The organism is Ruminococcus sp. OM06-36AC, from assembly GCF_003438725.1.
GTDB classification, from domain to species: Bacteria; Bacillota; Clostridia; order Oscillospirales; family Ruminococcaceae; genus Ruminococcus_C; species Ruminococcus_C callidus.
In genome coordinates this window covers 99,044-110,647 of record NZ_QSTT01000004.1, presented here as the reverse complement: position 1 = coordinate 110,647, position 11,604 = coordinate 99,044, and the positions used below count along the sequence as shown (strand labels likewise).

10 protein-coding genes are annotated in these 11,604 nt (G+C 53.7%); 2 read left to right on the top strand and 8 right to left on the bottom strand.

The features are described from left to right. Positions 1-61: 61 nt before the first annotated feature. Positions 62-2,197, top strand: coding sequence for a leucine-rich repeat protein (locus tag DXB92_RS05370; RefSeq protein WP_117732944.1), 2,136 nt, complete (start codon positions 62-64; stop codon positions 2,195-2,197). A 97-nt stretch (positions 2,198-2,294) separates the two neighbouring features. Here DXB92_RS05370 and DXB92_RS05365 read toward each other — a convergent pair whose 3' ends face one another. Next, the gene (locus DXB92_RS05365; RefSeq protein WP_117732942.1) at positions 2,295-4,256 is read right to left on the bottom strand and encodes a dockerin type I domain-containing protein; all 1,962 of its coding nucleotides are present in this window, start codon (positions 4,254-4,256) and stop codon (positions 2,295-2,297) included. A 442-nt stretch (positions 4,257-4,698) separates the two neighbouring features. Here DXB92_RS05365 and DXB92_RS05360 point away from each other — a divergent pair, with 442 nt between their 5' ends. Next, the gene (locus DXB92_RS05360) at positions 4,699-5,952 is read left to right on the top strand and encodes a permease (protein ID WP_117732940.1); all 1,254 of its coding nucleotides are present in this window, start codon (positions 4,699-4,701) and stop codon (positions 5,950-5,952) included. A 107-nt stretch (positions 5,953-6,059) separates the two neighbouring features. Here the strand turns inward: DXB92_RS05360 and metA are convergent, their stop codons facing one another. Genes metA through DXB92_RS05325 form a run of 7 tightly spaced genes read right to left on the bottom strand, consistent with a single transcriptional unit; the run spans position 6,060 to position 11,603 of the window. Then, the gene (metA, locus tag DXB92_RS05355; RefSeq protein ID WP_117732937.1) at positions 6,060-7,007 is read right to left on the bottom strand and encodes a homoserine O-succinyltransferase; all 948 of its coding nucleotides are present in this window, start codon (positions 7,005-7,007) and stop codon (positions 6,060-6,062) included. A 51-nt stretch (positions 7,008-7,058) separates the two neighbouring features. Continuing rightward, positions 7,059-7,826: a pseudouridine synthase gene (locus tag DXB92_RS05350; RefSeq protein ID WP_117732936.1), complete on the bottom strand. Its 768-nt coding sequence runs from the start codon at positions 7,824-7,826 to the stop codon at positions 7,059-7,061. A gap of 24 nt (positions 7,827-7,850) precedes the next feature. Then, positions 7,851-8,993, bottom strand: coding sequence for a D-alanyl-D-alanine carboxypeptidase family protein (locus DXB92_RS05345; RefSeq protein WP_117732934.1), 1,143 nt, complete (start codon positions 8,991-8,993; stop codon positions 7,851-7,853). A gap of 58 nt (positions 8,994-9,051) precedes the next feature. After that, positions 9,052-9,492, bottom strand: a complete 441-nt coding sequence (gene ytfJ, locus DXB92_RS05340) for a GerW family sporulation protein (RefSeq protein WP_021682754.1) — start codon at positions 9,490-9,492, stop codon at positions 9,052-9,054. 15 nt (positions 9,493-9,507) lie between these two features. Beyond that, positions 9,508-10,227, bottom strand: a complete 720-nt coding sequence (locus DXB92_RS05335) for a hypothetical protein (protein WP_021682753.1) — start codon at positions 10,225-10,227, stop codon at positions 9,508-9,510. A gap of 21 nt (positions 10,228-10,248) precedes the next feature. Next, entirely contained in the window at positions 10,249-10,830 is a 582-nt protein-coding gene (gene scpB / locus DXB92_RS05330) for an SMC-Scp complex subunit ScpB (protein WP_242823506.1), read from the bottom strand. A gap of 50 nt (positions 10,831-10,880) precedes the next feature. Further along, positions 10,881-11,603, bottom strand: coding sequence for a segregation/condensation protein A (locus DXB92_RS05325; protein WP_021682751.1), 723 nt, complete (start codon positions 11,601-11,603; stop codon positions 10,881-10,883). Between the last annotated feature and the right edge of the window lies 1 nt (position 11,604).

The following is an 11,604-nucleotide window of genomic DNA, read 5'->3' as shown; positions in this document are numbered from 1 at the left end:
AATCGATTATAATGTAAGAAATATCGTATGTATACTCATGCACTGAAAGGGGCTTATTCTTATGAGATCAAATTGGAGAAAAACTATTGCAGGCATCGTTGCCATTGCGGCACTGATTCCCTGCTGTCTGGGCACGACCGCTTATGCAGCACCTCAGAGTGCCGCCGACACGGTGATCTCGGCAGTGATGCCGGAACTGGAAGAACCGATGCCGTCCAGTCAGGTCGATGCACAGATCGCAGCAGATGTGAAAGCAGCGATCAGCGGCACTGCCGGCGGTCTGGAAACCATTCCCACACCGAATTATGCGGAAGATCCCGACGTTGTGATTCCGGACGGCAAACCGACACAGGACGGCAAGCTGTACTACAAGATCGTATCGAAAAAGGCACAGATCACCGGCTGTGCGCCGGGCACCACTGATCTGGTGATTCCGGATACCATTTATGACGAAGAGGACGAAGAAGATTATCCGGTAACCTTTATTGCTGCGGCTGCATTCTACGGCAACAAGGAATTGCAGACCGTCACCATGCCGGACGGTATGGTGGGCATCGGTGCAAACGCATTTCTGGGCTGTACCAATCTGACCAGCGTCAGCATGCCGGACAGCGTGGCTTCCATTAACGGCGGTGCGTTCTGCTCCTGCTCCAACCTGACAGACATCAAGCTGCCGGCAAGCCTGTACTTTGTCGGTGACGATGCATTCTCCTACTGTGCATCTCTGGAATCCATCACGATCCCCGGAAATCTGACTTCCATCGGCTCTACCATGTTTGCAAACTGTGCAAAGCTGAAAACTGTCGTTCTGGAAGAAGGCGTACAGAGCATCGGTTCCAATGCATTCTATGGCTGTTCAAGTCTGGACACTGTGCAGTTCCCCGAAAGCTCCTGCACCAGAATCAACGCAAATGCCTTTACTTATTCCGGTCTGTCTTCTATCGAACTGCCGGACAGTGTGACTAATGTTGCAACAGCAGCATTCAGCCACTGCCAGAATCTGAAAACTGTCAAGCTGTCCTCCGGCATGACTTCCCTGCGGAAGGACACCTTTGCATACAGCGGTCTGGAAAGCATTGAAATTCCGGACAGCATCACCACGATCAAATCCGGCGTATTCGCTTATTGCAGCAACTTGAAATCCGTAACACTGCCGCAGACACTGAAGCAGGTGGACGAGATCGTATTCTACAGCTGCGGTTCTCTGGAAAGCATTGTCCTGCCGGATTCTCTGACCAAGATCAGTGACAACCTGTTCTATCGCTGCACCAGCCTGAATGATGTCAAGTTCGGGGCAAATGTTAACTCGATCGGTGCTTCTGCATTCTACGGCTGCACCAGTCTGACAGAAGTCAACATTCCGGATACCGTCACCAAGCTGGGACAGAGTGCCTTTGCAGAGTGCACCAATGTTACCAAAATCACTGTTCCGGACTCTGTGACCGATCTCGGCAAGTGGACATTCTACAACAATGCCAACCTGACCGATGTCACCATCGGCAACGGCGTTACCAATCTGGATAACTACCTGTTCTACCGCTGCAATAAACTGGACAATGTTACCGTTCCGGAAAGCGTTAAAAAGGTGGGACAGTACGCCTTCGGCGGCTGCACTTCTATGAGCAACATTCAGCTTCCGGATTCTCTGGAATCGATCGACAAGTGTGCATTCGTAGACTGCGATTCTCTCACAAATATCACCATTCCGAAAAACGTTTCCTCTATCGGCAGCAATGCATTCGGCTACAAAGTGGAAAAGGATACGCTTGTAAAGGGCAATGATATGACCATTACCGGCAATGAGAGCACTGCCGCAAAGGACTACGCAAACGCAAACGACATCACATTTGATTCGCTGGATCCGATCACGACTACAAATACCACCGTTCCGGTAGCAACAGACACCACCGTTCCGGTAGCAACGGATACCACCAAGACGACAGAAGGCAGCAACAGCGGTACAACTGAAACGGTTCCTGCCGGTGTCGTTCTGTACGGCGATGTCAATCTGGACGGCCGTGTAGATGTTACCGACTGTGTTCTGCTGAACAAGGCAGTTGCCGGTTCGGTACAGCTGGACACCGCAGCGAACAAGAATGCAGACTGCAACGGCAACGGCGAAATCAGCTCTGATGACGCAACTGTTCTGATGCAGTTCATTGTAAACCTCGTCAAGACGCTGCCGTACAACGGCTGATCTCAGAACCTGTCTTCACAATCATTTGCAAACCATTTCATGATATGACAAAAGGCACAGCTTTTTCGGAAGCTGTGCCTTTTCATTATATCCGTTGTTATGCCGGCAGCCGTGGGATCAGCTGCATGAGGAACATCGCCAGCAGCTGGCTGTCCCTGCTGTCCACTGTGCCGTCTGCGTTACAGTCCATCGCGGGTCGCTGCACTTCGCTGCCCTGTACGCTGCCCAACAGGTACTGATTCAGCAGCACCAGATCATCTACCCTGCACACGCCGTCATTGTTACAGTCCCCCACCTCCGGCAGCAGAATCTCTCCGGCAGTGACAGTTGTTGCTGTCGTGGTTGCAGTGGTGCTGTCAGAAGTAGTCTGTGTTGTCGCTCGGGTCGTGGTTGTCGTCTGTGTGGTGGTCGTTGTCGTTTCAGTTGCAGCTGTGGTTGCGGCAGTCGTCACAGTCCCGAACGACAGAAATGTCCGGTCATACTTTTTCGCGTAAGCCTGTGCGGTAGAACCCGCATAGCCGTAAAGCACCGTTTCCGCAGGAACTACCGATGCTGCCCCAAAGGTGCAGTCACTGGAATAAACACGCAGCGTGTTCAAACTGGTACACGCCGCAAAAGCACCTGCTCCCACAAGGGTAACTGTCTGCGGCAGCGTGGCAGTCTGCAACGCAGAACAGTTCCGGAACGAGTGGTATTCCACGCGGGAAGTCAAAATCATGGAAACCGCCTGCAAAGCGGTACAGTTTTCAAACGCCCCGATGCCGCCGGTGCCGTAGGAAACCGCAGTCACGGTTTTCGGCAGGTCCACCAGTTGTACGGCAGTGTTTCCGGCAAATGCTCCTTTGATCGCTGTAACCGGCAGCCCGTCTGCCTCCTCCGGCACGGAAACAAATACGTCCTCGCCAGTGTACGCCGTCAGAACCGCGTGGTCTGTGTACAGCTGGTAAGTGAAATCTTCCTCTGTCAGAACAGTACCCGTTTCATCAGTGCCGTCGTCCTCCGACACGTCCGGCAGGTCATAGAGATAGTCCCATCTCTCGCCGTCTGCCGTGTTGGGCGTGTGATTCTTGGAAAAACTCGTTTCTCCCGCGGCAAAATATTTGTCTGAACTGGTGGAGTCGTTCCACGTCACATCAAAATAATAATAGTAGCCGTCGTCCATTTGAGCCATGTTCCACGCATGCCCGCCGCCGTTTCCCAGCCCGATAATGTAGGCATTCGCCACGCCGGCAGCGTTCATCAGCAGCTGGAACGCCTTGGCATAGCCCTCGCACACTGCCGCACAATAGCGTTCATCAAACGCCCCTACAATGCTGTGTGATGCCATAGAATCGTCCGGATTACCGTTGGCATCATAGGCGTAAGTCAGGCTGTTGCAGAGCCAGTCATTGGCGGCTCTGGCTTTTGCCCATGCAGTATCCTGTGCTTCCACCTGTTCCCGTGCCGCAGTGATCTGTGTTTCCAGTGCACGGCGTTCCGCCTGTCGTGCCGTCCCGCTGGTGTATTCCTCGACGCAGGCGATATAAACCGCACCAACATAGTTTTCTTCCGTTTCAAAATCGTAGTCCATGCTGTACAAGTAGTTGTTCCCCACAAAAAAATACATGGGATTGTCATTGCGGAACATGGAAATGACCTTGACGGTATCCTCGTTGGAGAGAGAAGAATCCGTATTGCTGACTATGGCAAAGCAGGGTAACTTTTCCTCATCAGAACCGTAAGACACTCCTTCTGCCGCCGCAGTTCCGGTATAAAATGCATGTGCCGCCGCCTTGATCTTGCGGTATAGACTTTTTTGTGCATCGTTCAGAACGTCATAGCCCATTGTGGAACTGTAAATGTCCTCCGGATACGCTGCCTGTTCGTCCGGGGACGTGTTCCCTGCCCCGTAAAGGGCAATTTCCGGCGTGTGTTCCACCGGAATTCCCTGCACCGAAAGCAGATCATCCGTCATGGCAGTTTCCGCCGCAGACACCGGCGGCAATGCCGAAAGCGATGGCATCAGCATTGCCGCCGCCAAAAAAAGCCCCATCCTGGGGGTGATCCAATTGTGCCGCATTTGCCGACACCTCCTTTTTCTGCAATTGCAGAATTTTCAACTGCTTTTATTATATCATATTTATAGTTTTCTGTCAATTCAGAGATGCATCTTTGTGCAAATTTACATCACTCACAAAAATTTCCTCCGATTCCAAAAATTCGGTGAGGAATTCGTGCTGTGCAATTGGAAATCCACTAATTTTTTCAAACTGTTACATCTGGTTTTGTGCTTTTTCCCAGTCAATCGACACTTTTAGGTTGGAAAATCATTGGAAACGTACAATTTTCAGAAAATCGTTCGGCATTATTGACAAAAAAACTGAAATCAGTTATAATAGTAAAGTATGTTGTGTTCCGCTTGTTTTTATACGGCACACAGGTGTTTATCGCGGAGAAACCGGCATCCCAACGAGAGCCTGTCGGTTTCTCCCAGCTTCATGTATAAGGAGAGAGGTTTTTTCATGAGTCTAAAACTGTTCGAAGTGGCAGGCACGCATATTTTCAGCATGTCCGCCATTGTCATGGTCCTGTTCTTTGTCTTTGCGATCATCGTCGTAGGCTATCTGCTGGGCAAGATCAACATCAAGGGCGTTTCGCTGGGAACCGCTGCCATCTTTCTGGTGGCTCTGGCCGTTGGCCACTTCAAGGGCGTGGCATTCGGCGACAACGGCATTGCCGCATGGATCGCTGACGTAGAGGCACAGGACGCTGTCAACTTTTACTTCAAGTTGATCCAGAGCTTTGGTCTGATCCTGTTCGTCACTTCCGTTGGTCTGATCGCCGGTCCGACATTCTTCAAGAATCTGAAGAAAAACGCCAAGTCCTACGTTCTGCTGGGTGCGATCATCATTGCTGCCGGTGCAGGTGTCTGTGCTCTGATCACACTGCTGGTGCCGGATATGAATTCTGCCATGAGCGTTGGTCTGCTGTCCGGTGCACTGACCAGTACGCCGGCATTTGCCGCAGCACAGGAAGCGATCGGGGAAAGTTCTCCGGTGTTCAAGGAAATCGCCGTAGGGCATGCCGTGGCATATCCGTTCGGCGTTATCGGCGTTGTTCTGTTCGTGCAGATCGTACCGAAGGTACTGAAAGCCAACATGGACGAAGAACGTGCCAAGCTGACTTCTGTAGACACTGGCGAAGAAAGCCCGCTGAAGCAGAAAAAACTGTTTGAAATGGACAAATTCGGTCTGGGTGCATTTGCCCTGACCGTTCTGACTGGTGCCATTCTGGGCTGCATCAACATTCCGCTGGGTGCAGGTTCCTTCAATCTGGGCACCACCGGCGGCCCGCTGATCATGGGTCTGATTTTCGGACACTTCGGCAGAATCGGCAAGCTGAGCATGAAAGTCAACAAACATCTGCTGGAAGTCTTTCAGGAATGGGGACTGGTTCTGTTCCTCATCGGTGCCGGCGTAGACGGCGGTGCCGGATTCGTACAGACACTGGAAAAGTACGGTCCGCTGCTGTTCCTGTGGGGTGCACTGATGACGATCATTCCGCTGTTTATCGGCTTCTTCCTCGCGAAGAAGGTGCTGAAGCTGAGCCTGTTCAACAACCTCGGTTCTATCACCGGCGGTATGACCAGCACACCGGCTCTGGGTGCTCTCATCAATACCAGCGGCACACCGAACGTTGCAAGTGCTTACGCTGCAACCTATCCGATCGCACTGGTACTGGTGGTTCTGGCATCGCAGTTCCTCACATATCTCTAAATTTGTTTTTACTATCTAAATTTATTTGAAACTAAAAACCCGTCCGCACCATGGCTCTCCGGTGCGGACGGGTTTTTATGATTTCACAGCTTGTACAATATGATGCCTTACAGTCCTGCCTGCCAGTCCCAGTTGTACAGTTCCAGTGCAGTCAGGTCGTAAGGCGTCTGCTGGTAGACGCAGTAATTCAGCCAGTTGGAGAACAGCAGGTTCGCACTGCACCCCCAGCTGAAATGGGGTTCCTTGGTGGGATCATCATCTGGAAAATAGCCATAGGGAACCGCGATCTCCGCTCCCTTTTCCTTGTCCCGAAAATACTCCCCTTTCAGCGTGTCCCGATCATACTCGGAATGACCGGTGATGAAGTACTGTCTGCCGTTTTTGTTGGCGACGATGTGCACGCCGGAGAGTTCCGACTCCGTCAGAATTTTCAGCTGCGGCACCTTTTCAATGTCCTCCCGATGCACTTCCGCGTGGCGGGAATGGGGTGCGTGGAACACGTCGTTGAAGCCGCGGAGCAGCTGACAGTGAGGCTCCAGCACATGCTGCGGGAAAACGCCGAACATCTTCTGCGGCAGGTCATACTTGGGCACATCAAAATGATAATACAGCCCCGCAAGAGCCGCCCAGCAGATGTGCAGCGTGGAAAAGACGTGGGACTTTGTCCACTCCATGATCGTGCAAATCTCCTGCCAGTAGTCCACATCTTCAAATGCCAGATGCTCTACAGGAGCACCTGTAATAATGCAGCCATCGTAATACTGATCCTGAATTTCGGAAAAAGTCCGATAAAATGTGGCAAGGTGATTCTGCGACGTGTTCTTGCTGATATGACTGGACACATGCAGAAATTCAACATTCACCTGCAACGGCGTGTTGCTGAGCAGCCGCAGGAACTGACATTCCGTTTCAATTTTTTTTGGCATCAGATTCAGCACCAGCACTCGCAGCGGGCGAATGTCCTGATGAGCCGCACGGTCGCTGTCCATGACAAAAATATTCTCCTCGGACAGAATGTGATACGCCGGCAGCTCCGGTGAAATACAAATTGGCATTGCCTGTTCCTCCTCCCAGAACGTTTTTTGATAGAACTATGAATACTCCGATTATCTCCGTCTGCCCTTGTTCTTTGCCGGAGCAGCGGTTTCGCCGGTCCCCATGGCATTTCGAATGGCACGGAGTTCCTCAGCGGTGAGGTCACGGTAAGTACCCGGCTTCAGCATACCCAGCTTCAGCGGTCCGATGCTGATTCGCCGCAGACGGGCAACTTCCAGCCCGACGGATTCGCACATACGGCGGATCTGTCGGTTCTTGCCCTCATGAATGGTCATCAGCAGGACGACACGCCCCGGTTCCTTGGTCTTGACAACCACGGTTGCCGGCTGAGTCATTTTGCCGTCCAGTTCCATGCTGCCGGACAGGGCGATCAGCTGTTCCTCGGTCACGTCCGGACGAACGGTAACACGATAGGTCTTGCTGATATGGCGGCTGGGGTGCATGATGCCGTTGGCGAAGCTGCCGTCATTGGTCAGCAGCAGCAAGCCCTCGGAATCCTTGTCCAGTCTGCCCACGGGGTAAACGCGTTCCTCCACGTCCTCCAGCAGATCCATGACACAGCGGCGGTTCAGCTCGTCAGAGGTGGTGGTCACATAGCCCCACGGCTTATACAGCATCAGATAACGGTACTGTTTCTTTCGCGGCAGATATACCCGTTCGCCGCCTACGGTAATCAGATCTGCCAGTGTTGCCTTATCGCCCAGCTTGACAGGGTGTCCGTTCACCTTGACTTTTCCGTCAGAGATCAGCTTTTCCGCCTGTCGTCTGGAACAATATCCGGCATCTGCCAGCAGTTTTTGAATTCGTATTTTTTCCACTTCCTGTTTGACTCCTTTTTTGCTCTATTTTTGCAGTAGCCGTTTCCACCAGCTTTGGGGTTCCGGCTCTGTCGTTTTTTCCTGATAAGTTACCGCAGACTGCACCAGCAGCCTGCCCTGTGCGGCAACTCTGCCGTCCAGCAGAAGCTTCCACGTGCCGGCTTCCTGTCCGGCGGTCAGCGGGGCATAGAGGAACGGCGGCGTGTTCAGCTGATACGACCACGCCGGCATGTTCCCGTCTTTCACGCCTACTGTCAGCGTTTCCGCAGGAGCCACCGCAGCAGTTCCTGTGGTGCCGCCGGTCACGGGCAGCATCCAGTCGGCGGGAAATGTCACCTCCTGCGGGGAAAGCTGCCCGAAGCCGTAATCGTACAGGACTTCATGATCCTGCCAGTCGTTCCGGTCGTTCAAGGTCACGCAAATCAGCGTGATGCCGTTCCGCACACTGGCGGACACCAGACAGCGGCCGGCTTCGTCTGTGAAACCGGTCTTGACACCGATCACCGTTTCGTCCATGGTCAGCAGCTTGTTGGAATTGGTCAGCCACCGTTCATAGGGCGGATTGCCGAAGCACACCTTGGCAGAAGCCTGCCCACAAATCTCCCGAAAGGTTTCGTTCTGCAAAGCCGCCGCTGTCAGCAGTGCCATATCACGGGCAGTTGAGTAATGCTCCGCATCGTGCAGACCGGAGGGCGTGACAAAATGACTCTGGGTCATGCCCAGTTCCTGAGCCTTCCGGTTCATCTGCTCTGCAAAAGCGGCATAGCTGCCGGCAAGCTTCACAGCAGTTGCTCCGGCAGCATCATTGCCGGAGGGCAGCAGCATGCCATAGCAGAGGGCACGCTTGGTCACAATGTCCCCGTCTACCAGCCCCATGGAAGAGCCCTCTACATGGATCGCATCGTTGTCCACCGAAAAGGGCGTATCCAGATCGCCGCTTTCCAGACAGAGCAGCGTGGTCATGATCTTGGTCGTGCTTGCCATAGGTCGCTGCTGATCTGCCGCCTTTTCATAGAGCACCTCACCGGTCACCGCTTCCATCAGAATGCAGGACTCCGCCGAAACCGACAGAGCCTCGCCCTGTACATGCAGCACCGGCAGACCAGTCACCGCCAGACACACCGCCCATATCCCGCTGAGCCACCGCAGAAAATGTTGTTTTCGCATTTCAGATTCCTCCGCATACTTGTAAAATTACCACAATGTATGCGAAAGAAGCGGCAGTTTATTCTGCTTCGCCGGAATCCGTTTCCGCGGGTTTTTCCGGATTTTCAGTCTTTTTGTCGTTTTTCTTGTCGCCCTTCTTGAACATGCTGCCCAGACGGTCTACCACTTCCGGCACCGAGCGAATGGCACTGGACAGAGCATCGCTGCCCTCGTCCATTTGCAGCAGCCGCACGCCGTCCTCCTGTACCACCAGAAAGGCGACCGGCTGAATGGACACGCCGGCACCGGCACCGCCGCCGAACAGGTCTTTCGGATTGGTTTTCACCGGCAGGTCAGAGCCGCCGGAGGCAAATCCGTATGACACTTTTGACACGGGCACAATAGTCACCTTGTCAGAAACCACGATCGGATCTCCGATAATGGTCTGCACATCTACCATTTCCCGCATTTTTTCCATTGTAACTCCCATGAGATCCTGAATCGGACGCTTTTCTGCCATTACATTTACCTCCTGTTATCTCACCGCAGCGTGTTCTTTTTCTGCGGTATCTTCTTTCTCTTTCCCGTCAGTTTCCTGCCGGTTTTTCTGCATCGCATAGCCTACGGCAAAGCTGCACAGTGCCGCCAGAGCTGCCAGGAAACAAAGGTGCAGCTTTCCGCGGACGACCCAGCGGGAGCACTCCTGCCCGAACGCACACTGCACCTGTATCTGCTGCACCTGTACCCGCATGGCACTGCCCAGCAGCCCCACGGCGGTGTACACTGCCGCATTGGCTGCTCCGTAGGCGAGGGCACATTCCTGTGCATCGAACCGTCCCACCTGCACGCCCACTGTCAGCTGCTTCAGAGAGATGCCTTTCCACAGCAGCCGCAGCGGTTTCGGAAGCACGGACAGGCTGCCCTTGATGAGAGCCCAGCCGTGTTCCAGCTTTTGCTTTTCGGTCTTTTCCGAAGATTCCGGCGACTTCTTTTTTGCCGGTCGGCGGGACTTTTTCGGCTTCTTCCGCTTCTTTTTCTTCTGCTTTTCCGGTTCTTTTTCCGGCTTCTGGGATTCCTCTTTTTCCCGCTGAAACAATCCCTTTCCGGCACTGTCAGCAAAGGAGATCCCCAGCCACGAAAGCTTCCAGAAGAAGCGGTCTTTCGGGGCATCGTAGTCCCACGCAAAGGAGAACGGCGACAACAGCAGTCCCAGCAGCAGTGCCAGAAGCCCCAGCACGATCAGCCAGCCAACCATAGACCACTCGCCTCCTCTGCATCATTCTGCCAGATCGTCAGATTCCTCCGACTCCGGTACCATTTCCTGCGGCACAGCCGACACCGGCAGCGGCGGCAGCTCGTCCAGCGACTGCAAGCCGAAGCACCGGAGAAAATGGGGCGTTGTCGCATAGGCGACCGGCTTGCCCGGCACGTCCAGCCGTCCGGCTTCTGTGAGCAGTTCCTTTTCCACAAGGGTGTTCACCACGGAACTGCTGTCCACGCCGCGGACATGCTCCACAAAGCTTTTGCTGACCGGCTGGTTATATGCCACGATCGTCAGCACCTCCATGGCAGCCGCTGACAGCGGAGCCGCCTTTTTGGTTTCCACTGCCCGCTGGATCACAGTCGCATAGGCAGGGTGGGTGCACATCTGCCAGCTGTCCCCCAGCTGCTGCACGCAGATCGCACTTTTTTGTTTTTCATACCACGCCGACAGCTGCTGTAAGGCAGTCTGCACCGCGGATTCTGATACTTCACATGCCTGTGCCAGACGGGACACCGGCACCGGCTCTCCGCTGGCAAACAGCACCGCCTCCAGCATCAGGCAAAGCGGCGATCTGGTGTTTCTTTCCATTATCATTCCCCGATTCTTCGGATTCATACTTGAACGGCTGCATAAATGAAGTTCTCTCAACCCTTTGCAGAATGTTTCACATAGTCTGTCCGGCGATAGAGATAAGTGCTGTCCTCGCTGATGCCGATCCTGCCATGCTTGGTCAGTTCCAGCACCGCCAGAAACAGTGCCACCCGTGCAGAACGCTCCCGCACATCGGCGTACAGTGCCCCGAAATACACGTGTTCATCGTGATACACCTTTCGCATCACGTAGACCACCTTGGACATCACCGACACCACCGGACGCGTCACTACACGCTGTAACCGTTCGCGGGCGTTTTCCTGCGGGGCAAAGCGTTTCTGCCCCATGGTGTTCCATGTTTCCAGCAGCACACAGGGCAGGTGGGTTCTGGCGTATGCCGGAGAAACTTCCACCTGCATCGGCGGACGGGTAAAGATCTGTCCGCCCACAAAACGCTGTGCCAGAGCCTGTGCCGCCTGCTTACAGAGGGCATACTCGATCAGTGCCCCCTGTAATGCCTGCTTTTCCTTTTGGGCATCTTCCGGACGGGGCAGCAGCGAAGCCGTTTTGATGTAGATCAGCCGTGCCGCCATTTCCAGAAATTCCCCTGCCAGCTCCAGGTCCTGTTCCCGACACTGATCCAGATACGCCAGATACTGTTCCAGCAGGCTGGAGATCTCAATGTCATAGATGTTCAGCTTGTGCTTGGAAATCAGGTTCAGCAGCAGATCCATGGGGCCTTCAAAGACTTCCAGCTTAAACGAAATCGTCTGCATG